This is a genomic window from Nonomuraea sp. NPDC059007 (assembly GCF_042740555.1).
Classification (GTDB): domain Bacteria; phylum Actinomycetota; class Actinomycetes; order Streptosporangiales; family Streptosporangiaceae; genus Nonomuraea.
In genome coordinates this window covers 284,989-306,753 of the sequence record NZ_JBHYJD010000009.1, presented here as the reverse complement: position 1 = coordinate 306,753, position 21,765 = coordinate 284,989, and the positions used below count along the sequence as shown (strand labels likewise).

The 21,765-nt window shown below is 70.3% G+C and carries 21 protein-coding genes; 8 read left to right on the top strand and 13 right to left on the bottom strand.

Annotated elements, in window-relative coordinates:
* Positions 1 to 7: 7 nt before the first annotated feature.
* The gene (locus ACFWY5_RS17870; RefSeq protein ID WP_379633025.1) at positions 8 to 1,657 is read right to left on the bottom strand and encodes an ABC transporter substrate-binding protein; all 1,650 of its coding nucleotides are present in this window, start codon (positions 1,655 to 1,657) and stop codon (positions 8 to 10) included.
* Between the two features lie 240 nt (positions 1,658 to 1,897).
* Here ACFWY5_RS17870 and ACFWY5_RS17865 point away from each other — a divergent pair, with 240 nt between their 5' ends.
* Together ACFWY5_RS17865 and ACFWY5_RS17860 are read left to right on the top strand one after the other, a co-directional pair.
* Entirely contained in the window at positions 1,898 to 2,572 is a 675-nt protein-coding gene (locus tag ACFWY5_RS17865) for a GntR family transcriptional regulator (RefSeq protein WP_379610916.1), read from the top strand.
* A gap of 165 nt (positions 2,573 to 2,737) precedes the next feature.
* On the top strand, positions 2,738 to 3,481 hold the full coding sequence (locus tag ACFWY5_RS17860) for an SDR family NAD(P)-dependent oxidoreductase (RefSeq protein WP_379610915.1): 744 nt from the start codon (positions 2,738 to 2,740) through the stop codon (positions 3,479 to 3,481).
* A 16-nt stretch (positions 3,482 to 3,497) separates the two neighbouring features.
* Here ACFWY5_RS17860 and ACFWY5_RS17855 read toward each other — a convergent pair whose 3' ends face one another.
* The 9 genes from ACFWY5_RS17855 to ACFWY5_RS17815 all read right to left on the bottom strand — a co-directional run bounded on the left by ACFWY5_RS17855 (position 3,498) and on the right by ACFWY5_RS17815 (position 11,830).
* Positions 3,498 to 4,244, bottom strand: coding sequence for a tyrosine-protein phosphatase (locus ACFWY5_RS17855; protein WP_379633023.1), 747 nt, complete (start codon positions 4,242 to 4,244; stop codon positions 3,498 to 3,500).
* A gap of 64 nt (positions 4,245 to 4,308) precedes the next feature.
* The gene (locus tag ACFWY5_RS17850; RefSeq protein WP_379633021.1) at positions 4,309 to 6,192 is read right to left on the bottom strand and encodes a CocE/NonD family hydrolase; all 1,884 of its coding nucleotides are present in this window, start codon (positions 6,190 to 6,192) and stop codon (positions 4,309 to 4,311) included.
* 24 nt (positions 6,193 to 6,216) lie between these two features.
* Positions 6,217 to 7,530: a serine hydrolase domain-containing protein gene (locus tag ACFWY5_RS17845; protein ID WP_379633019.1), complete on the bottom strand. Its 1,314-nt coding sequence runs from the start codon at positions 7,528 to 7,530 to the stop codon at positions 6,217 to 6,219.
* Positions 7,531 to 7,545: 15 nt separating this feature from the next.
* Entirely contained in the window at positions 7,546 to 8,754 is a 1,209-nt protein-coding gene (locus tag ACFWY5_RS17840; RefSeq protein WP_379633017.1) for a cytochrome P450, read from the bottom strand.
* 30 nt (positions 8,755 to 8,784) lie between these two features.
* Positions 8,785 to 9,546 (bottom strand): ABC transporter permease, encoded by a 762-nt coding sequence (locus ACFWY5_RS17835; protein ID WP_379633015.1) that lies wholly within the window; start codon positions 9,544 to 9,546, stop codon positions 8,785 to 8,787.
* The gene (locus ACFWY5_RS17830; RefSeq protein WP_379633013.1) at positions 9,543 to 10,364 is read right to left on the bottom strand and encodes an ABC transporter ATP-binding protein; all 822 of its coding nucleotides are present in this window, start codon (positions 10,362 to 10,364) and stop codon (positions 9,543 to 9,545) included. Before ACFWY5_RS17830 ends, ACFWY5_RS17835 begins: the two co-directional genes overlap by 4 nt.
* A 137-nt stretch (positions 10,365 to 10,501) precedes the next feature.
* Entirely contained in the window at positions 10,502 to 11,074 is a 573-nt protein-coding gene (locus ACFWY5_RS17825; protein WP_379610907.1) for a TetR/AcrR family transcriptional regulator, read from the bottom strand.
* Positions 11,075 to 11,102: 28 nt separating this feature from the next.
* Positions 11,103 to 11,249 (bottom strand): hypothetical protein, encoded by a 147-nt coding sequence (locus ACFWY5_RS17820; protein ID WP_379633011.1) that lies wholly within the window; start codon positions 11,247 to 11,249, stop codon positions 11,103 to 11,105.
* Between the two features lie 20 nt (positions 11,250 to 11,269).
* Positions 11,270 to 11,830, bottom strand: a complete 561-nt coding sequence (locus ACFWY5_RS17815; RefSeq protein WP_379633009.1) for a TetR/AcrR family transcriptional regulator — start codon at positions 11,828 to 11,830, stop codon at positions 11,270 to 11,272.
* Positions 11,831 to 12,017: 187 nt separating this feature from the next.
* On the opposite strand from ACFWY5_RS17815, the gene ACFWY5_RS17810 reads away from it, so the two are divergent.
* Genes ACFWY5_RS17810 through ACFWY5_RS17795 form a run of 4 tightly spaced genes read left to right on the top strand, consistent with a single transcriptional unit; the run spans position 12,018 to position 14,383 of the window.
* A complete protein-coding gene (locus ACFWY5_RS17810; RefSeq protein WP_379633007.1) occupies positions 12,018 to 12,989 on the top strand; it encodes an alpha/beta hydrolase in 972 nt (323 codons plus the stop codon).
* 13 nt (positions 12,990 to 13,002) lie between these two features.
* The gene (locus tag ACFWY5_RS17805) at positions 13,003 to 13,851 is read left to right on the top strand and encodes a class I SAM-dependent methyltransferase (RefSeq protein WP_379633005.1); all 849 of its coding nucleotides are present in this window, start codon (positions 13,003 to 13,005) and stop codon (positions 13,849 to 13,851) included.
* Positions 13,848 to 13,979, top strand: a complete 132-nt coding sequence (locus ACFWY5_RS17800) for an aldehyde dehydrogenase family protein (RefSeq protein ID WP_379633003.1) — start codon at positions 13,848 to 13,850, stop codon at positions 13,977 to 13,979. Before ACFWY5_RS17805 ends, ACFWY5_RS17800 begins: the two co-directional genes overlap by 4 nt.
* Before the next feature lie 41 nt (positions 13,980 to 14,020).
* Complete coding sequence (locus ACFWY5_RS17795; protein WP_379633001.1) at positions 14,021 to 14,383, top strand: hypothetical protein; 363 nt, start codon at positions 14,021 to 14,023, stop codon at positions 14,381 to 14,383.
* 23 nt (positions 14,384 to 14,406) lie between these two features.
* On the opposite strand, the gene ACFWY5_RS17790 is transcribed toward ACFWY5_RS17795, so the two are convergent.
* The 3 genes from ACFWY5_RS17790 to ACFWY5_RS17780 all read right to left on the bottom strand — a co-directional run bounded on the left by ACFWY5_RS17790 (position 14,407) and on the right by ACFWY5_RS17780 (position 19,747).
* The gene (locus tag ACFWY5_RS17790) at positions 14,407 to 15,393 is read right to left on the bottom strand and encodes a YdcF family protein (protein WP_379632999.1); all 987 of its coding nucleotides are present in this window, start codon (positions 15,391 to 15,393) and stop codon (positions 14,407 to 14,409) included.
* Positions 15,394 to 15,403: 10 nt separating this feature from the next.
* Complete coding sequence (locus tag ACFWY5_RS17785; protein ID WP_379632997.1) at positions 15,404 to 18,988, bottom strand: beta-ketoacyl synthase N-terminal-like domain-containing protein; 3,585 nt, start codon at positions 18,986 to 18,988, stop codon at positions 15,404 to 15,406.
* A 621-nt stretch (positions 18,989 to 19,609) separates the two neighbouring features.
* The gene (locus tag ACFWY5_RS17780) at positions 19,610 to 19,747 is read right to left on the bottom strand and encodes a hypothetical protein (RefSeq protein WP_379633117.1); all 138 of its coding nucleotides are present in this window, start codon (positions 19,745 to 19,747) and stop codon (positions 19,610 to 19,612) included.
* On the opposite strand from ACFWY5_RS17780, the gene ACFWY5_RS17775 reads away from it, so the two are divergent.
* Both ACFWY5_RS17775 and ACFWY5_RS17770 read left to right on the top strand, forming a co-directional pair.
* Positions 19,685 to 20,956, top strand: coding sequence for a condensation domain-containing protein (locus ACFWY5_RS17775; protein WP_379633112.1), 1,272 nt, complete (start codon positions 19,685 to 19,687; stop codon positions 20,954 to 20,956). The genes ACFWY5_RS17780 and ACFWY5_RS17775 overlap by 63 nt on opposite strands.
* Positions 20,953 to 21,762, top strand: a complete 810-nt coding sequence (locus ACFWY5_RS17770) for an HAD family hydrolase (protein ID WP_379610899.1) — start codon at positions 20,953 to 20,955, stop codon at positions 21,760 to 21,762. The genes ACFWY5_RS17775 and ACFWY5_RS17770 overlap by 4 nt, the downstream gene beginning before the upstream one ends.
* Positions 21,763 to 21,765 lie beyond the last annotated feature (3 nt).

The window sequence follows — 21,765 nt, the reverse complement described above, 5'->3', positions numbered from 1 at the left end:
GCGATCCTCAGGATCCGGAGCCGGCGGACAGCAGGCCGAAGCGGGACTGCGAGTCGAGGATGCCGAGCGCGGAGGTGGCGAACCCGCTCCAGCTCTTGGTGTGGGCCTCGACGACGTCGTCGTAGTGCGTGACGACGTACGGCCGGGCGTCCTTGACCGTCTTCTGCATCTCCCAGACGAGCTTCTTGCGCGCGCCGTCCTCGACCGTGCCCGCCTGCCGCTCGTACATCTCGTCGTACTTCTTGTCGCAGTAGGCGCTGTCGTTCCAGCTGCCCCACTGGTCGCAGGTCATGGCGTTGAGCAGGAAGTCGGGGTCGCGCTGGGCGATCCAGCCCCACTGCGCGACGGTGTACTGGTCGTACTTCTTGTCCGTGCCGGTCATCTGGTCGAAGGCGGTGGCGTTGTCGGCGGGCCGCGGCTTGAGCTGGACGCCGATCTTCTTGAAGTCCTCGGTGACGATCTGCAGGGCGCGTTCTCCCTCTCCGCCCTCGACGTCGGGGATGATCACCTCGTACGACATGGTCGCGCCGCCGGCCACGCGGATGCCGTCCGGACCCGGCTTGTATCCGGCCTCGTCGAGCAGGGCGGCGGCGCGGGTGAGGTCGAAGGCGTCGGGCTTGACCGACGGGTCGTACCAGTCGCCGCTCACCGGGGGGATGATGGAGCTGCCGGGCGTGCCGAAGCCGAGGTAGGCGACCTCGATGATGCGCTTCCTGTCGACCGCCGCCTCGAACGCCGCACGCACCTTCGGCTCGCGCAGTTCGGGGTGGGCCTTCTGGTGGGGCGACTGGTTGATGATCAGGTTGTGCATGCGGAAGCCGGGCTGCCTGGTCACGGTGAACCCCGCCTGCTCGACGGGCTTGGCCGCGGTGATGGGCAACGGCGCGGCGTAGTCGATCCTGTTGGTCTTGAGCGCGTTCACCATGGCGTCGGGGCTGCTGAAGAACTGCAGGCCGAAGCCGGCCGGCTTGGGCTTGTCGCCGTACCAGTGGGGGTTGGGCTCCATGAGCGCGATCTGGTCCTTGGTGTACTTGGCCAGCCGGAACGGTCCACCGGCGACCAGGGGCGCGGCGTTCGGGGTCTGCTTGAGCCGCATGCCGTCGCCGGTGGCGTACTGCTGCCAGACGTGGGCGGGGAGCACGGGGATCTTCACCAGGCGGCCGAGCACGTTGGCGGTCGGCTTGTCGTAGGTGACGGTCACCTGGGTCGGGCTGGTGGCGGAAGCGCTCTTGACGTTCTTCACCGACGCGGCCTCCGAGGCGGTCGGACCCTTGCGGTATTTCACGATCGTGTTGATGGTGAAGGCCACGTCGGCGGCGGTGAGAGGCTTGCCGTCCGACCACTTGGCGCCCGGACGCAGGTCGAACGTCCAGGTGAGGCCGTCGGGTGAGGTGGTCCACTTCGTCGCCAGATCGCCTTCGACGGCGCCGGAACTGATGTACTGGACAAGGAACGGGTAGTTGTACCGGAAGATCATCGCGCAGGTCGTCCCGGTGGACGCGAACGGGTTGATCGAGTTACAGGTGAACGTGGTGCCGATCCGCAGCACGCCGCCCCCCTTCCCCGCGGCGGGGGAAGCCGTGCCCTGACCACTGGAGCACCCCGCGGCCAGCAGGCCGACCAGGGACAACGCGGCGATCCGAGTCTGAGGTTTCACCGTCTTGCCTTCTTTCTCCGTGCCCACACGAGGCTCTGGCCGCACACGGGTTCGCGGGCGTGGACCAGGCCGCGCCCCGGCGGTGGCCGTGCCGACCTGGGGGATCACCGGGGTTCGTCGCGGAATGGCGGCCAGTATATCGGTCAGCCGAATTCCGACAAGACCCCTGTTACCAGCCACTCACTGGGCGCATTCCCCCGGGGGATCGCGGCCGGAGGCGATAGCCGATATATTTGAGCGGTGCCCCTCCCGCTAGTGAAGTCAGCAAGGCGCTACACGAGCGCTCAGCAGTTCGCCTACGAGGAGCTGCGCAGCTGGATACTCAACGCAGTCCTGCAGCCCCACGAGGTCGTGCGCGACGTCGAGATCGCGCAGTTCCTCGGCGTGAGCCGCACGCCCGTGCGCGAAGCGCTCATCAGGCTCGGCCAGGAAGGACTCATCGAGGCCAGCGCCAGCCGGATGACCCGGGTCGCCGGGCTGCCCCTCGACCGGGCGCCGCACCTGTTCCAGGCCGGCGCGCCACTCGACGCGCTGGCCGCCGAACTGGCCACGCCGTTGATGACGGAAGCCGATCTGAACCTCATGCAGGGCCTGCTCGACTCGATGGCCCGCACCACGGCGCCCGACCGGCTCAGCGCCCTCGACGAGGAGTTCCACCGGGTCTACTACCGAAGAGCCGGCAACCCGGTACTGATCGAGCTGCTCGAATCACTCGACGAACAACTGCGTCGCATAGAGCGGCACATCTGGGGCTACGTCCCCGTTCACGAGGAGGCCTACGAGGAGCACCGCGTCCTGCTCGCCGCGCTGCGCGCCGGCGACGCCCAGGCCGCGGCCGAAGCGGCCCGCGCCAACTGGCTGCGTTCCCTGCGGCGCGGCGAGGAACTGCTGAAGCCGGCACCCCTGGAGGCGTGACCCGGGGCTTCAACCGGCGTGGCGCCTGCCCGCGGTGACCGGCGCCCCGGCATGCCCGCCCGCCACACCGCGATCAGGCCACCCGGACGGGCGGAGGCGACCCCGGTGATGGCCTTGCCGTCCCGGTCGTGTCACAGCCGATCGGGGCATCTCGTCTCAGGGGGCATGACGAACTCGGAACAGACCTCGGTGCTGATCACCGGAGGCAACAAGGGACTCGGCCTGGAAACGGCCCGGCGGCTCGGGGAACTCGGATGGACGATCTTCCTCGGTTCCCGCGACCCGGGGCGAGGACGGGCGGCCGCCGGCAGGCTGACCGACGGCGGCGCGAACGTGGTCATGGTCCCGCTGGACGTGACCTCGGACGAGTCGGTGCGCGACGCCGAGCGGCTCGTACGCGAGCACACCGACCGGCTGGACGTGCTGATCAACAACGCCGGCGCGCCAGGGCGGGCCGTCGCTCCCGCGGACGCGACGGCTGAGGAGATCCACTCCGTCTACGACACCAACGTGTACGGGCCGGTCAGGGTCACGCACGCGTTCCTTCCCCTGCTGCGGGCGGCGGACAATCCGCGGGTGGTGATGGTGTCCAGCGCCGCCGGGAGCTTCGCGGTCGTGACCGATCCGGACCAGCCCGCCTCGAAGATGCACGAGCTCGCCTACACCTCGTCGAAAGCGGCGCTCAACATGATCACCGTCCGGTACGCCCACGCGCTCCCGGACGTCAAATTCAACATGATCACTCCCGGCGAGGTCGCCAACCACAAGTTCACCGCCACCGACATGAACCATCACACCGGCCAGCTGACCGTCACCGAGGGCACCGACCCGATCGTCGAACTCGCGACGATCGGCGCCGACGGACCGACCGGGCTCTTCATCGATCGACTCGGCCCCATCGCCTGGTAGCCAACCCCTCGGGAGGTCACACAGGGAGGAGGCGCTCGCGGACGGCTTGGATGTCCTGCCCGGACAGTCCCGCCGTCCGCAGGTGGTCCGCCACGTCGAGTCCGTCCAGGGCGTCATGGATGGCCGCTCGGGCCGTGGTGTTCTTGCGAGCCAGGATGTCCTGGATGTCGGCTGTCTGGTCGTCGATCCCCAGGGCGGCGAACAGCCGGGGCAGGCGCGGGATGCTCAGTTCGTAGTCGGCGGCGATGTGGTGGGGACTGACTCCGGCCAGGGCAAGGAGCAGCATGGCGATGAGCCCGGTGCGGTCGCGGCCGAGGCCGCAGTGGATGAGGACGCCACCAGGTCGAGCCCGCGCGACGGCGGCGATGGCGGCGGCGCACTGCCGTGCCTTGCGTTCGAGGAAGATCCGGTAGTAGAGCGGCGAACCGTCCAGCTTGTTGTCCCACAGGTAGGTCCAGAACTGGGTGTCGTCCGCGTCGTCCAGCGGCACGTGCACCGTGCTCAGGCCTGTGGGGCGCGCCCACTGGTCGCCTTGGCGCTCGTTGGGGTTGCGCAGGTCGACGACGGTTCGCACGCCGTACGCAATGAGCGCCGACCAGCCGGCAGGGGTGAGCCGCTCGGGATTGTCCGAGCGGATGACGGCCCGCCATCGGATCTGTTCGCCTCCGAGTACCGGGATGCCGCCGAGGTCACGGGCGTTGAAGCAGCCGTCCCAGTCGAGGTTTCGATCGGCGGGCACTCGCTCAACATCGATCTCACTCATGCCTGATCAGATGCGCGCGGCGCCGGATTGGTTCTTGCTCGCGGGCGGCGGGAAAACGTGCCCCCTATGGCGCGGTCACCAGCGGCAGCGACACCGACGTGCCGGCCAGGTCGACGGTGACCCGGGCCCCGGTGCCGGGTTCGACGTCGGTCCCGGAGCCGTTGCCGGACATGTCGAGGTTGAAGTCGTCGTTGGCCCCGGTCAGCACCAGGCCGAGCCGGTGTCCCGCCTTGAACTCGTAGTCCAGCGGCAACATCTTCCAGGTGATCTGGTACGGCCGGCCCGGCGTCAGCGGCGTCTGGCGGCTGAGCGACTTGTGGTTCTGCGCGTCCAGGATGCCGCGGGTGACCACGTGGAAGCCGGAGGCCGCCGTGTTGTCGCCGGCCTTGAAGTAGCAGCCGTCGTCATCGGCCGTGCTCTGGCCGACACAGTCCTCGCCCCCGATGATCTTGAGTCCTTCCCCGGACGTCGCGCCGCGTTCGCGGTAGTTGATCCGGGTGTCCTGGCCGTAGTCGACGAGCAGGACGCCCAGGTTGGCGGTCGGCTTGTCCAGCTTGAGGCGCAGGCTCACGGACGGCGTTCCGGACGCTCTCATCGCCTTCTTCAGCGGCGGGGTCAGGTAGGCCAGCCGGTTCGGGTTGGCGGTGGCGGGGTCGGCGGCCATCGCGATCTCGGTCTTGGCGATGTCGACGTAGCCGCCGGTTCCGGTCGAGGACTCGCGGCCCAGAGACCCGTCCTGCCGCGGCCGCAGGGTCGTCGACCGCGCCGGCGCCGGCCAGTCGGCCTGGCTGATCCACCGGTCCGGGCCGAGCTGCACGTCGACGCGCGGCCGGCGCATGATGTCGTTGGAGACGCCCATCAGTTCGTGGTCGAACCACTTGTTGAGGGCGGTGAGCCACGCCTCGCGACGGGCCCAGAACGGGTCGATGTGCCCGTACTGGGTCACCCACGCCTTGCGCCGCACGTCGCGGGGCAGCGCGCTCCACCACTCGGCGAACTGGCTGCCCACCACGTTGCGGTCCTGCATGCCCATCACCGCGAAGACGCTGGCGCGGACGTTGCGCGCCTTCGCGATCGGCCCGGTCCGGTAGTTGCGTTCGTTCCAGTAGGCGGTGTAGTTGCCGGTCTCATCGCCGGATTCGGCGTCCATCTGCCGGCGCACCGCCTCACACTTCTCCGCCGGGTCCTTGTCGACATGCTCGGACTGCCACCTCGCGCCGCCCTTGAACCAGGTGAGGACACCGTTGGCGTGGCCGTTCTCGTATCCGCTGGTGTAGGCGGAGAGCGGCACGATCGTCTCCAGCCCTTCCACGCCGGTACCGGCCACGCCGACGCCGAGCGCTCCCTCGTACGAGTGGCCGATCATCCCGGTACGCCCGGTGGTCCAGGTGGCCTTGACCGGATCGCCCTTGTCGTCGTAGGCCACCGCCCGGCCGTTCAGCCAGTCGACGACCGCCTTGCCGCCCAGCACGTCGGAGGCGCCATAAGACGTCGGGCAGCCGTCGGACAGCCTGGTGCCGATCATGTCGACGGATACGAACGCGTACCCGCGGGGCACGAAGTAGTTGTCGTAATACATGGGGAACTTCATCACGTTCCCCTCAGCGTCGTACTTCTTCTTCTCGATCTCGAAGCCGACGCCGGGGTTGTCGTAGTACGGGCTCTCCTGCATGATCACCGGGACCTTGAGCCCGGAATCGGACTCCTTCGGCCGGATGATGTCCACCCGGACCAGGTCCTTCTTGCCATCGCCGTCACTGTCCACCGAGGACCGCACCCGGACGTGCTCACGGATGGCGTCCTCATAGGAAAAGACCGGCTGTGTGGCCCCGCCGGAGACCTTGATCTCCGGCTTCGCCGTCGCGGAGGCGGCGGGAGCGGTGGCGATCACGAGCGTGGTCGCGAGGATGACATTGGCGAGGAACCCTCGCCGTCGCGTGCTGAACATGCGCCTTTCCCTTGGGGTTGATGGTCAGTCCTCGATCACCTGGTAGAGCGTGCTCCAGAAGTCGAGGATGGCCCGTGTCGAGTCCGGGTTGGTCGTGCCGACCTGGGTGAGCAGGATGCCGACGAGCTGCTTGTCCGGGTCGCCGTAGGTCGAGGTCCCGGCTCCGCCGTCCCAGCCGAACTGACCGACGGAGGCGTAGTCGGCGCGGTAGGTGCGCACCGCCATCCCGAAGCCCCAGCCGCCGTGCTGCCCCTGGCCGAAGGACACGTGGACGAACTTCTTGCCCATGGCGGTGCGGATCGCCGTCTCCTCGGGCGTCAGGCGGTTGGTGGTCATCATCTCGACGGCGGACCGGGACAGGATGCGCCGGCCGCCGTGCGTCCCGCCGTTGAGCAGCATCCGGAAGTAGGCGTGGTAGTCGTCGACGGTGGAGACCAGCCCACCGCCGCCGGACTGGAAGACCGGAGGCTTGCTCACGCTTCCGCCCACCGGCTCGTCCCAGACGTTGAGCTTTCCCGTCTTCGGGTCGGGCGCGTAGAGGGGCGGCAGCCGGTCGATCTTGCCAGCGGGCACGTGGAAACCGGTATCCTTCATGCCCAGCGGATCGAGGACGCGCTCGCGCAGAAACGTCTCGAACGACTTGCCCGCGACCCTCGCGACCAGCACCCCGAGGACATCGTGGCTGATGTTGTACTGCCAGTGCTCTCCTGGCTGATAGATCAGCGGAAGCGTGCCCAGGCGGCGCATCCATTCATCCGGCCCAAGGATCGGCAACCCCGCGGGCGGGTAGAGCCCTCTCTCGAAGATCGCGGCCGTGATCGGAAAGCTCAGCACCGTCGGATCGATGCCGAGACCGAACGTGGCGGTCATCAGGTCCCGCACGGTGATCGGCCGCTGTGCAGGGACGGTGTCGTTCAACGGGCCGTCGGGCCGCTTCAGCACCTGCCGGTCGGCAAGTTCGGGCAGCCATTGATCCACCGGGTCATCCAGCCGCACCTTGCACTCGTCGAGCAGGACCATCATCGGCGCCATCGCCACCGGCTTGGTCGTGGAGGCCATCCGGAAGATCGTGTCCCGGCGCATCGGCGCGCCGCCTTCGGCGCGCATGGTTCCCATCGCCTCGACGTGCGTCTCCCCACCGTGGCTGACCAGGGCGACCAGCCCTGGAATCCGCCCGGACTCGACATGCCGGGCCAGCACGTCACGCACTCTGCGCAGCCCTGTCTTGGGGATCGGGCCGGTGCTCGCCTTGGCCACGAGGCCACCGGCCGCCAGCGGGACGGCGCCCAGCGCGCCGAGTACCGAACGGCGCGAAGGGCCGTCCTCAGGCGAGGTCATGAAGTCGCCTGTCATTCAGGCGCCCCAGGTGACCGGGAGGCTCTTGACGCCGTAGATGTCCGCGCTCTCCGGACGCAGCGCGACCTCGTCAGCCGGTACGGCCAGCCGTAGCGAGGGAAAGCGCTTGACCAGCGCGGTCAACGCGACCCGCATCTCGACGCGGGCCAGCTGCTGGCCGAGGCACTGGTGGACGCCGTGGCTGAAGGCCAGGTGCCCGCCGTCCTGCCGGCGCAGGTCGAGCAGGTGGGGGTCGCTGAAGCGCTCGGGATCCCGGTTGGCGGTGTTGTAGGACAGGAGGACCGTCGTCCCGGCCTTGATGCTCTGGCCACCCAGCTCGACGTCCTCCAGCGCGACCCGCACGGAGCCCTTGGCGACGCTGAGGTACCGCAGCAGTTCCTCGACGGCGCTGTCGATGAGCTCGGGGCCGGCGCGCAGCGCGGCCAGCTGGGCCGGGTTCCGCAGCAGGGCGAACGTGCCCAGCGCGAGCATGTTCGTGGTGGTGTCGAGCCCGGCCGCCAGCAGGATCAGGCTCATCCCCTTCAGCTCCTCGTCGGTGAGGTCGCTGTCGGTGAGCTCACTGAGGATGTCGTCGGTGGGCTCGGCGCGCTTGGCGGCCACCAGTTCGGCCAGATACGTCTGCACCGCGGTGTAGGCCGCGATCAGTTCCTCGTCGCTGGTCTCCCCGCTCATGAACTTGTCGATGTTCTCCTGGAAAGAGCCCCGGTCCGCGTACGGCACGCCCAGCAGCTCGCAGATCATGACGGCCGGGATCGGCTTGGCGAACGCGGTGACCAGGTCCGCCGTGGTTCCGGCCTGCTCCATGGCGTCCAGGTGCTCGGCGGTGACCTGCTCGACCCGCTCGGTGAGCTGCCGCATCCGCCGTACCGTGAACTTGCCCACGAGCGGCTTGCGATACCGGCTGTGCCGCGGATCGTCCATCAGCAGGAACTCGCCCGGCGGCGCCGCAGGAACCTCGATGTCGCCGAAGTCGATGGTCGGGTGATGGAGCATCAGCTCCTTGCGCGAGCTGAACCGCTGGTCCGCCAGCACCGACCGGACCAGGTCGAACCCGGTGACCAGCCAGCCCTGATGCCCGTCGGGGAAGGAGTAGCGGGCAATAGGGCCGCGCTCGCGGATGTCGAGCAGTTCCTTGGGCGGGTCGAAGGGACAGCCGGGCCGGCGGGCCGTCGGCATCGTCGTGACGGTGTGGAGGGATTCACTCATGGCATTCCCATCTCGCGATGTTTTCCCTGGTCAGGCGATCTTGCGGCGGTAGGTGTTCATGGCGAAGCCGTAGGCGACGACGAGGATGCCCACGCACCAGCCGAGGGCGATCCAGATGTCGGTGCCGACCGGCTGTTCGGTGAGCAGGGCGCGGATGGCGTTGACGATGGAGGTGACCGGCTGGTGTTCGGCGAAGAAGCGGACCGGGCCGGGCATCGTGTTGGTGGGCACGAAGGCGGAGCTGAGGAAGGGCAGGAAGATGAGCGGGAAGGAGAACGCGCTCGCGCCGTCCACGGTCTTGGCGGTGAGGCCGGGGATGATGGCGATCCAGGTCAGCGCCAGGGTGAACAGGATGAGGATGCCGGCGACCGCGAGCCAGGCGCCCACCGTGGCGCCGGAGCGGAAGCCCATGATCAGGGCGACGAGCAGGACGACCACGAGGGAGACCGAGTTGGCGACCAGCGAGGTCAGCACGTGCGCCCACAACACCGAGGAGCGGGCGGTCGGCATCGACTGGAAGCGCTCGAAGATGCCGCTCTTGATGTCGGTGAACAGGCGGAAGGCGGTGTAGGCGATGCCGGAGGCGACGGTGATGAGCAGGATGCCGGGCAGCATGTAGTTCACGTAGGAGTCGGAGCCGGTTTTGATCGCGCCGCCGAAGACGTAGACGAACATCAGCATCATGGCGATCGGCATGATCGCGGTGGTGACGATCGTGTCCGGGCTGCGGGTGATGTGGCGCAGGGATCGTCCCAGCAGGACGGTGGTGTCGCCGAGGAAGTGCTTGTTCATCGGGGGTCCTTGTTCTTCGTCTGGACGGACACGCGGTGCTTGGCGTCCTTGCCGTCGCTGCCGACCAGCGCGAGGAAGACGTCTTCGAGGGTGGGCTGCTTTTCGATGTATTCGACCTTGGCCGGCGGCAGCAGCTGCTTGAGCTCGGCCAGAGTGCCGTTGACGATGATCCGGCCCTGGTGCAGGATCGCGATCCGGTCGGCGAGCTGCTCGGCTTCGTCGAGGTACTGGGTGGTGAGCAACACGGTGGTGCCGCCGGCGGCGAGTTCCTTGACGGCCTGCCACACCTCGAGGCGGGCCTCGGGGTCGAGCCCGGTCGTCGGCTCGTCCAGGAAGATGACCGGCGGGTTGCCGATGAGGCTCATCGCGATGTCCAGGCGGCGGCGCATGCCGCCGGAGTAGGTCGACACCTTGCGTCCGCCGGCCTCGGTCAGCGAGAAGCGGGCGAGCAGGTCGTCGGCGACCTTGCCCGGGTTCGCCAGGTGCCGCAGCTTGGCGACCAGCACCAGGTTCTCCCGGCCGCTGAGGATCTCGTCCACGGCGGCGAACTGGCCGGTGAGGGAGAAAGACTCCCGCACCTGCCCGGCCTGCTTGGCGACGTCGAAGCCGTGCACGTGCGCCGTGCCCCCGTCGGCCTTGAGCAGCGTGGACAGGATGCGCACGACCGTGGTCTTGCCCGCACCGTTCGAGCCGAGCAGGGCGAAGATGCTGCCCCGCGCCACCTCGAAGTCCACACCGCGCAACACCTGGAGTTCCTTGTAGGCCTTCGTCAGGCCCTGGACGCGGATCGAGGGCCCTTGGGCCTGATGGACTGTCATCCGGATATCCGTTCTCTGATGTACGGGGGGAATGCGCCACGGCCGGCGCGCCAGCTACTCGGTGGCGCTAGCTACCGGTACAAAGTAACACCGACTACCGGTAGATAGCAACACCGAGTAGCTGGTCCATCAGGCTCTTAGTGGTCCCCGCGAGGGCGCAACGCGGCCAGTGCCGCCTCATACGCCAGGCGCTGGAGCCGTTCCTCGTCGCATCCGGCATCGGCGGCGACGAGGCCGTAGATGAGCGCCATGACGCCGTCGGCCATCGCGCGGACCTCGGGGTCGGGCAGCCCGGGGTGCGTTTCCGCGACCAGGTGGGCCCACTCCTCGCGCATCAGGCGCCGGCGGCGGGCCATGGGCCGCCGCGGGCCGGCGGGCAGGTTGCCCGCCTCGCGGGCCGCGACGATCATGAGGTGGGCGTCGGTGAGCGCCCGGCGTACGCGCTTGCCGACCAGCGCCCGCAGCAGGTGTTCCGGGGAGCCGGCCTCCTGGTAGGCCTCGCGGATCTCGGCCTCGGCCCGTGCCGTGTCGGCCGCCACGATCGCCAGCAGCAGGTCGTCCTTGCCGGTGAAGTGGCGGTAGATCGCGGGTCCGGTGACGCCGGCCGCCGCGCCGATCTCGTCCATGCCGGTCGCGTGGTAACCCTGGGCGACGAACAGGCGTGCCGCCTGCCGGATGATCGGTTCACGCCTGTCGCCAGCGGGCTGCACCCGTTCCCCCTTCGTCCCGGCCAGAACCCTACTGTGGCCTGGTGGCCGCGTCCGCGCCGATCGCCACGCAGGCCGGCACGCACACCTCGCCGGAACGGTTGCTCCAGGCGTGCGGGGTGCCGCGCTGGATGAGAACGTCGCCCGTGACCAGTGCGACCCCGTTGGCGATGTCCATGCGGACTCCTTTCTCGTGGATCAGCCGGGCTCCGCGCGACGCGGACATCCGGGCAGCAGGACGTCGAGCACCATGCCGGCGATCAGCCGGTGCAGCCGGTCGGTCTCCAGGCCGGTGCGGCCGGTCGCGAGCGTGAAGATCAGCCACTTCACGCCGGTCACCAGCGCGTGGGCCTCGTCCTTCGCCAGCTCCGGGCGGGCCTGGGCGAGCAGGCCCGTCCACAGCTCGTGGTTCAGCCTGGCGCGGCGCAGCAGCGGCTCGCTCGTCCCGGCGGGCAGGTTGCGCACCTCGCGGGCGGCGACCGCGGTCACCGGGCCGTCCTCCACGGCCTGGCACACCTGCACCCCGATGAGCCGGGCCAGCAGCTCGGCGGGCGTGCCGCCGTCGCGCCGAACCTGGGCGACATCGCTCTCCGACCGGTCGGCGCTCCGCTCGATCAGGGCCACCAGCACGGCGTTCTTGTCGGAGAAGTGCCGGTACACGGTCGGGCCCTTCACTCCTGCCGCGGCGCCGATCTCGCTGATGCTCGTGCCGTGGAAGCCGCGCTCGTGGAAGAGCCGCGCGGCCTCGCGAAGGATCACCGCGCGGCGATCTCCCGGCGGTCTTCCGCGCCGCGTGCGCTGTGCCAACAAGAGCTCCTTCCAGGTGATACGCAGTTAACCATCGATCACCAAAGTCCGCCAGATCCAAGGATGTTGCCAGAGAAGCCCGGCAGGGCTTGCCGATTAATGCTAATGATGGTTAAGTCCAAGATGCTAGCTGTTTCAGTTGTGGCTGAAATATCAAGAAGGATGTGAAGACATGGCTCTTCAGCCGGAACACGTGACGTTCAACAGCCTCGGCACCCGCTGCGCGGCCGACCTGTATCTGCCGGAGCGGACTCCCGCGCCCGCCCTGGTGCTGGGCCACAGCGGCGTGATGGTGAAGGAGGCGCTGGCGTACTTCGCGCCCTACTTCGTGAGCGCGGGCTTCGCCGTCCTGGCCATCGACTACCGCACGGTCGGCTCCAGCGAGGGTGAGCCGCGCGGCCTGGACCACCCGGACCGGCAGGTCGACGACTTCCGCAGCGCCGTCTCCTACCTGCAGACCCGGCCGGAGGTAGAGCCCGAGCGGATCGGGCTGTGGGGGGTCAGCGTCGGCGGCTCCGTCGCCGTCCAGGCCGCCGTCCTGGACCGCCGGGTCAAGGCGGTGGTCGTGCAAAGCCCCAGCGTCTGGAACGGCTGGCGCTACCTGGAACGGCTCCTCGGCCGCGAAGGCGTGCACGCGATGCGCGAGCAGCTCGACCTGGACTGGCAACGCCGCCACGAGACGGGCGCCAGCCTGCGGGTGCCCCATCTGAGCCTGGACCACGACAGCGCCCGGCAGGCGCACGAGCTGTCGTCCACGCTGTACCCCACCTACCGCAACGAGAAGACGCTCGACTCCACCGAGCACCTGCTCACCTTCGCCCCCGAGAACCTCATCCACCGGCTCGCGCCGACACCCCTGCTCATGATCGCCAACGGCCACTACGACCCGTACCACGTGCTGGAGGAGGCGCAGAGCGCCTTCGACAAGGCCGGTGAGCCGAAGCGGCTGGAAATCCTGCCCTACGACGTGCTCGGCCTGTACACGGGGCCCGGCCTGGAGAAGGCGATGGAGCTGGCGGTCGGCTGGTTCGACCGCTACCTGCGCCAGACCCGGCTGCCGTCCGCCACCCCCGCGCCCACCGAGGACACCGTCGCCGCGATGCGGCAGTGAGAAAGGAAGGACCGTGCCCGGAATCAGCACCGCGGGCCTGGGCGGCATCGAGGAGACCTCGTTCATCACCCTGCACGCCCGCGCCGTGGACGCCGGCGCCGCCAGCCCCATCCTGGGCGACCCGTACGCCCAGAAGGTCGCCCAGTCCTTCGACTACGACTGGTCGCGCATCCAGCCAACCCCCAAACTCGAAGAGAAGGAACGGCTCAACGTCACCATCAGGGCCGTCCACTTCGACCGCTGGATCCGCGGATTCCTCACCCGCCACCCCAGCGCGATCGTCCTCGACCTCGGCTGCGGGCTCGACAGCCGCGGCTACCGGATCGGCCCGCCGCCCGAAGCCGACTGGTACGACGTGGACCTGCCCACGATGATCGCCCTGCGCGCCCAGGTGTACCAGGAGACCGCCAACATCCACATGCTGGCCACCTCACTCGACGACGAAGGCTGGCTGGAGGCGCTCCCCTCACACCGGCCGGTCATCGCGGTCATGGACGGGCTCTACCCGTGGATGACCCGGCCCACCTTCATCAGGCTCCTGCGCAGGATCACCGCCCACTTCAAGAGCGGCGAGATCCTCCTGCTGGGCTTCTCGAAACTCTCCTCCCGGATGATGCGCACCGTCGTCCCGGCCATCAAGACCATCGGCGTCCCCGTCAACGAGGGGTTCGACAACCCGCGCGAGGTGGAGCGCTGGAACCCGGACCTGAAACTGGCCGAGCAGGAACGGTTCATCAGCTCGCCCGAAGTGGCGAAGATGCCCCGCGGCGAACAGATCCGCTGCGCCGTCATGCGGGCGATCCCCGGCCTGGCCAGGATGGACAAGGGGATGCTCAGATACACCTTCGGCCGGGCACCGTGAACATCAACGCCGGCACCCCTGCCGGCGGGTTCAAGCAGTCCGGCATGGGACGCGAACTCGGCAGGCAGGGCCTGGCCGAATACCTCGAAACCCGGTCGATCGCGGGCCGCGTCACCCGCGAACGATGACCCACCAGACCGTAGTCACCAACCGCAACAAGGAGATGTCCATGCGAGTCCCCCGCTCACCGTCCGCTCGCCCCAGCAGGTTCCTTCCCAGGGCCGCCGCCGTCGCGGCCCTCGCCACGGCCCTGACCACCACCGGTTTCGGAGTCGCCGGCGCCAGTACCCGAGACATCACGCTCGACCTGGCCTGCTGGGAGACCCCTCGCGCTTCCAGCACCCACGTCCGCATCTCGGGCTGCGTGAACCAGCGCCCCGGCCAGACCGAGTGGCGCATCGTCGGCAAGTGGTGCGGCCCCGGCCACAACTGCGACACGGTCCACGGCAACTGGGCCCCGTCCGGCGGGACCTCGACCGCCTATCACCCCGGCGGAAAGAACTTCACCGACTACACCTTCAACACCCGCTAGAGCGCCTGTGACCGCGTACCGGATCAGACGGACTTCCAGCACAACGTCGGGCCCAGGCAGACCGCGAGCGGGCCGTCGTTGAGCTGGTCGGGGCCGAACAGGGCGGCGGCCACGACGGTCCTGGCCAGGGCTTCCTCGTCGTGCGCGGCCAGGCGCGCGAGCAGGCGGGCGTCCACGCCGTCGCTGGAGGCCACCGCCAGGCCCGCGGTCGGCAGCACGAGGTCGAGGATGCAGCGAACCCGGGCCGCGTGGTAGTCGGAGGTCACCACCACGACCCGCTTCGGGCGGTGCAGGGCGACGACCTCGCGCAGGTACAGGATGTCCTCGTAGGTGTGCTTGCTCTCCGTCACCGCGAGGATGTCCTGCGGCGGCACCCCGCGCTCGCTCAGGTGGTCGGCCAGGTAGCGCCAGTGGGGGTGGCCGGTGGTGTTGAAATGTGCGCCGAAGCCGCCGGTCAGCACCAGCCGCGCGCCGGCCAGCATGTGCCGTACCTCGATCGCCTTCGCCGCCCTGGCCCGCGCCATCGGGCTGAGGCCGCCGGCGTCGTCGTTGGTCGCGCCCAGGATGACGATCAGCGGCGGGCCGCCGCGCGGGCGGAAGGCCGGATGGTGCGCCGCCCTGGACGGCAGGCGCAGCCGGTTGACCCACGCCCGGAATTTCGGCCCGCGCATGGCCCGGCGCAGCCCCGCCAGTTCGCGGTAGGAGCCCTCCAGGCTGACCAGGCCGGACATGACCGCCCGGGTGCCCGTGACGCGCCGGCTCCACAGGTGCTCGATGACGCCGCCGTCGAAGCGGGCCACCGCGGTGGCCGCCGCCAGCACCCCCTCGCCGCAGCCCAGCAGGTCGTGCTCGGTGAACGTCAGGTAGAACGCCGCGGCGTCCTGGCCGGGCAGGTCCACGTGCACCTGCGTCGCGGCGGTTGCCGCGTCCTCGCGGGCGGCGCCCGCCTGGGAGAGCACGGAGGCGAGGTAGTCCCTGATCCTCGACGCGGGGCGAGTGGCGAGCGGCATCGTGGCGGCTTCAGTGGGAGGTGTACGGCGCGGCCGGCGCCTTCAGCCAGTAATGGCGGCGCTGGAACGGATAGGTGGGCAGGTCCACGTGCTCGCCACCGAACTCGGCGGTGAACGCCCGCCAGTTCACCGGGACGCCCGCGGCGTACAGGCGGGCGAGCAGCGTGGCGAGCTCGCGCACGGCGGCGCCCTCGCCGGGACGGTAGGCCAGGTGGCCCTCGTCAGCGGGCCCCGGGTCGCCGATCGTCACCACGAGACCGGAGTCCGGCTCTGCCGTTGCCGCCAGGACCGGCACCCCGGCCAGGCCGGGGATCCCGGCGGCGAGGCCTTCCGGCCAGGTGATGGCGTCCGGGCGAAGACCCCAGTGGACGAGGCAATGGACCAGAGCGCGGCCGGCCTCCTGCTCGGATGGTGCTCGCGCGCCGGTAGCCGGTGCGGCCGTGATCGTGGCGAGTTCGCGCGCGTAGGTGGGGAGGGCGGTGGCCAGTTCGTCCGCGAACCGGGTGCCGCCCGCGGTGAGGCGCAGGGTGGTCGCGGGTTCCTTGCGGGTGGTGCGCCGGTGGAGGCCGTCCGCCTCGCCGCCGGTGGCCACGGCGTTGAGGGCCTCGGCCAGGTGGGCCCGATCCGTGGCGACGATGGCGGCGCCGTACTCGAGTGATGCTCTGCTGGTGGCCAGCGACACCGCCACGTCGGCGGGCGTGGCGGCGCGGTCGAGCACGTCGAGCAGTTGCGCGGCCCGCGCGCGCAGCGCGGGTTCGGTGCGCGCGGCGAAGACCCACGGCGCGCTGACGTCGCGGGCGGGCGCGGGCTCCTGAGCGGGCGCGAGCTCCCGGGCGGGCGCGGGCTCTTGGGCGGGCTCTTGGGCAGGCGGAGGCTCCGGGTGCGGCGCCTCCTCGATGATCACGTGGGCGTTGGTGCCGCTGATGCCGAACGCCGAGACGGCGGCCCGGCGCGGGACGTCGCGGGCGGGCCAGGCCGTCTCCCGTGTCAGGAGCCGCACGGGGCCCGCGCTCCAGTCGACGCGGCTGGTCGGCTCGTCCACGTGCAGGGTGCGGGGCAGCAGGCCGTGGCGCAGGGACATGATGACCTTGATGACGCCGCCGACCCCGGCGGCGGCCTGGCTGTGGCCGAGGTTCGACTTGAGCGAGCCCAGCCAGAGGGGGCGGCCGGCGGGGCGGTCGCGGCCGTAGGTGGCGAGCAGGGCGTTGGCCTCGATGGGGTCGCCGAGCGGGGTGCCGGTGCCGTGCGCCTCCACGGCGTCGACGTCGTCCGGGCGCAGGCCGGCGTGCGCGAGCGCGCGCCGGATCACCCGCTCCTGCGAGGGTCCGTTGGGTGCGGTCAGGCCGTTGGAGGCGCCGTCCTGGTTGATCGCGCTGCCTCGCAGCAGCGCGTGGACGCGGTGTCCGTTACGGCGGGCGTCCGACAGCCGCTCCAGCAGCAGGACGCCGATGCCCTCCGACAGGGCGATCCCGTTGGCCGCCTCGGCGAACGACATGCAACGCCCGTCCGGCGACAGCCCCCGGTTGCGCGCGAACTCCAGGAACTTGCGCTGGGTCGCCATCACGGTGACGCCCACGACCAGGGCCATCGAGCACTCGCCCTGCCGCAGCGCCTGACCTGCCAGGTGGAGTGCCACCAGCGAGGAGGAGCAGGCGGTGTCCACGCTGAGGGCGGGGCCTTCGAGGCCGAGGGCGTAGGAGATGCGGCCGGACAGGACGCTGGCGGCGCCGCCGGTGCCGTGGTAGACGTCCACGCCTTCCTGGGAGGCGTGCAGGAGAGAGGCGTAGTCCTGGCCGTTGGTGCCGACGAACACGCCGGTTTCGGTGGATTTGAGGGAGACGGGGTCGATGCCGGCCCGTTCGATCGCCTCCCAGGAGCATTCCAGGGCCAGGCGCTGCTGCGGGTCCATGGCCAGGGCCTCGCGCGGTGACAGGCGGAACACGCTGGGATCGAACTCGCCGGCCGCGTACAGGAAGCCGCCCGCGTTGCGGTAGGCGGGTCCTGTGGCGCCCTTTCTGCCTTCGCCGAAGCGGCTGAGGATCTCCAGGTCCCAGCCGCGGTCGGTGGGGAAGCCGCCGGTGGCGTCCTGTCCGGTCGACACCAGGCGCCACAGGTCCTCGGGTGAGCGCACCTCGCCCGGGTAGCGGCAGCTCATGGAGACGACGGCGACCGGGTCGCCGGCCATGGGGGCGGGGGCGGTGTGCGGGCCGCCGGCCGTACCCGCGAGAAGGTCGTGCAGGTGACGCGCGAGGGCGGCCGGGGTGGGGTGGTCGAACATCAGCGTGGCGGTCAGGCGGGTGCCCGTGGCGGCGGCCAGGCGGTCGCGCAGCTCGACGGCGTTGAGCGAGGTCAGGCCGAGCTCGGCGAACGGACGCGTGCCGGTGACCTCGCCGGCGGCCAGGTGGTCGGCGGCGAAGGCGACCTGGGTGCGCACGAGGTCGGTCAGGACGCGCAGCCGCTCCCGCTCCGGCAGTGCCGGCAGCCGCTCGCGGAGGGAGCCGCCGGGGCCCGTCGCGGTGTTCCCATCGGAAAGACCGGCCGGGAGCGGGTACGGCTCGGCGCCGGAGCCGGCGAAGATCGGGTCCCAGCCGACCAGGGCGCCGCGGGCGTGCAGTTGCGCGAGCGCGAGCACGATCGCGCGGGCCTCGGCCCTGCTGCCGCGCAGCGCCGGGACGAGTACCGCCTCGGTGTCCTCGCCGAGGCAGGCGCGGCCCATGCCGGTGAGGGTGCCGTCCGGGCCCAGTTCCAGGAAGGTGGTGACGCCTTCCTCCCGCAGGCGGCGCATGCCGTCGTGGAAGCGCACCGGCTCACGGACGTGGCGTACCCAGTAGGCGGGCGAGCGCAGGTCGGTCTCGGTGGCGATGGCGCCGGTGACGTTGGAGACGAGGGGGATGCGCGCGGGCCGCAGTTCCAGCCCGGCCAGGACCTCGCCCAGCGGGCCGAGGATGGCGTCCATGTGCGGGGAGTGCCCGGCGAGCCGGACGTTGAGGCGCTGTACGACGCGCCCCTTGGCCTGCCAGCGCGCGCCGAGTTCGGCCACGGCGTCCGCGTCTCCGGCCACCACGACGGAGGCGGGCCCGTTGACGGCGGCCAGGGAGACGTTCGCGGCGAGGTCGGCGGCGACTTCGTGCTCGGCGGCCTGGATCACCGCCATCGCGCCGTCCCCGGCCACCTGGCCCATCAGCCTGCCGCGCGCGGCGACCAGAGTGCAGGCGTCCGGGAGCGACATGACGCCGGCGACGTGGGCGGCGGCCAGTTCGCCGAGGGAGTGGCCGAGCACGTAGGCGGGCCGCAGCCCCCAGCTTTCGACGAGCCGGAACAGTGCGACCTCCAGCGCGAACACGCCCGCCTGGGTGTACAGCGTCTCGTCCAGCGTGGCGCCGTCGGCGGCGAACATCGCCTCGCGCAGCGGGAAGTCGAAGTGGGCGCAGATCTCGTCGAGGGCCGCGGAGAACACCGGGAAGACCTCGGCGAGTTCGCGGCCCATCCCCGCGCGCTGACCGCCCTGCCCGGAGAACAGGAATGCCGTCCGGCGATTTGGGCCGGTGCCGCGAAAGAGCCCCGGAACGTCTTCGCCGTCGGCCAGCGCGGCCATTCCCGCAATCAATCCGGCGCGGTCCTGAGCCAGCAGAACGGCCCGGTTACTTGACCTGCCATCGGCCTTCGAAAGGGAATAGGAAAGGCCGGTCAGGTCGATCCGCTCCTGTGCTGCTACGTACCGTGACAGTTCCGCCGCCCTGGCCCGCAGTGCGGCTTCGTCCGGGCCCGAGACAATCCAGGGCAGCAGACCTGAACGCGTCAAGACATGGGTTTGCACAGGCACCGTCCCCCGATTTGAGCCCTGGCTACATCATTGGCGAGATTCGCATCGGAAAATGAATGTGTCAATCCCCGACCTTGTTGTGACGTGGGTCACAAGGCACCGCCGACCAGCGCCCGGACAGGCCGTAATCCTGTTTTACGGCTCCTCCCTTATGAGATTCTTCGCAGGTAGGGGGCACTGCGGTTCGGACGCATGTCGAGACGCCTATCAGGCTCCTGACAGCCAGCGCGGGCCGCTCGGACGCATTGACATTCCGGACGCGATCTGTTGGAGTTCCATTCGCGTCCGGGCGACGGGGCAGCAAATACAGCCCGAACACGACATACGGAGGAAGATTTGGCGCGGTCCGGGGGAATTACCGTCCTATCGAGAGCCGACCGAGATCTGCCGGTATCACACACCCAGGAAGAACGTCTCCTGGCCGGCGGCGGGCATATTCCGAACAACATCATCGCCACCTGCATTGAGATAACCGGGAAACTCGACCGTTCCGCGCTCGAAACCGCGCTGCACGGCGTCGCCGCCCGCCACGAGAATTTACGCGCCACATTCGACGGCCTGCGTATGCGCCCGGTGGCCGAACTGCGCGACTTCTTCCACGTGACCGCCGCCGGCTCGCGCGAGCAGGCGCTGAGCCTGCTGGAGCGCCGCCTGCAGGAGCCCTTCGACCTGGCCGGCGGCCCGCTCCTGCGCGCGTGGCTGGTACGTGTGGAGGATGAACTGAGCCTGCTCGGCCTCAGCGTCGACCACATCATCGCCGACGGCAAGTCCCGCGACGTCCTGGTCAACGACCTGATCCGGCTTTACGGCGCGCAGACCGCCGGAACCGATCCCGGGCTGCCCGAGGTCGCGGTCCAGTTCGCCGACTACGCCGCCTGGGAGCGCTCGTATCTGCAGGGGGCCGTCCTGGAGCGGCTGTCGGACTACTGGCGTACCACGCTGGACGGCGTCGACCCGCTGCCGGCCTCCGGCCTGACCGACCCCGCGGCGCCGGGCGGCGAAACAGGGGCCGACCGGGTGCGCTTCACCACCGCGCCGGACCTGCAGCCCAAGCTCGCCGCCGCGGCCACGGCCGCGGGCGTCAGCGTCTACGGGATCGTCTCGGCCGCGGTCAAGGCGGCCGTCGCCGCGCACCGCCTGCCGGGCTCCACCCCCCACGACCCCTACGACGTCGCCGTCTACGGCTCGGCGGCCAACCGGGTGCTGCCCGAGGTCGCCGAGGTCTTCGGGTACTTCGCCACCCCCATCGTCTTCCGCACCGACCTGAGCGGCGACCCGACGCTGGAGCGGCTGCTGGCCATGGAGACGCGCGCGGTCCTCGGGGCGCTGCGCCGCCAGCAGCTGCCGCACTCGCTGGTCACCAAGCTCGTCAACCCGTCCCAGTACGGCGTGCGCCACGGCGCCGACCCGGCCAGGGTGCCGCGCTACGTCAACTTCGACTTCGGCAGCCACAACGACCCAGCCGCCGCCAAGCCGGACACCGGGCAGGCCGGCACCGGGCGGGCCGTCTTCAGGCAGGTCGGCCTGCCCGTGCTCCCGGTACCGCGCGGCGGCCTGCGCATCCTGAGCGCCGAGCGGCCCGGCGTCATCAGCGTGGACGTGCGCTACCGCACCGACTTCTACTCCCGGCCCTGGGTGAGCGCCTTCGCCGCCGGCATCCACCGCTTCCTCACCGCCGCGGCGGGCGACTGGAGCGTACGCCTGTCCGACGTGGTCCCCGCCAGGGGGGCGGGCCGGTGATCGACGCCTCCCGCCTGCGCGTCGTGGCGACCGATCTCGACCGCACCCTGCTCCGCAGCGACGGCTCGCTGTCACCCGCCACCGTGGGCACGCTGCGCGCGGTCGCCGCCGCCGGGCTCGACATCGTCTACGTCACCGCCCGCCACCTGTCCGCGCTGCGCCGCGTCTCCGACGAGGTGGGGCTGGTCTCGGCCGGCATCTGCTGCGGCGGCGCCATCACCTACGCCCTCCCTTCCTGCGAAATTTCCGGACAACAGGTGCTGGATGCGGAGACGATCCACACCATCGCCGACCGGATCACCGCCGCCGCGCCGCGCACCAGCTTCGGCTGGGTCACCGCCGAAGCGGCCGAGGTCGAACACGACTACCCCGACCGGCTCAGCACCGTCCGCGTACGCCGGGCCGGGGAGGGCCGCGTCGCCGGCCCGGTCTTCAAGCTGTTCGCCCGCAACCCGTGGATGGACCCGGCCCGCTTCGACGCCGCCGTCGCCGCGTCCGTGGCCGGCCTGGCCGAGGTCTCGCACCGCTTCGACGGCTTCGCCGACATCGTCGCGCCGGGCGTCGACAAGACCTCGGCCCTGCGCCGCTGGTGCGCGGACCGCGGCGTACGGGCCGGCCAGGTGGTGGCCTTCGGCGACTCGGCGGCCGACCTCGGCATGCTGCGCTGGGCGGGGGTGGGCGTGGCCGTACAGAACGCCGAACAGGACGTGCTGCGCGCGGCCGACGCGATCACCGGAGCCTGCGACGCCGACGGCGTCGCCGCCTGGCTGGCCGGAAACCTTCTCCCCCACCGAGGAACGGAGTGAAGA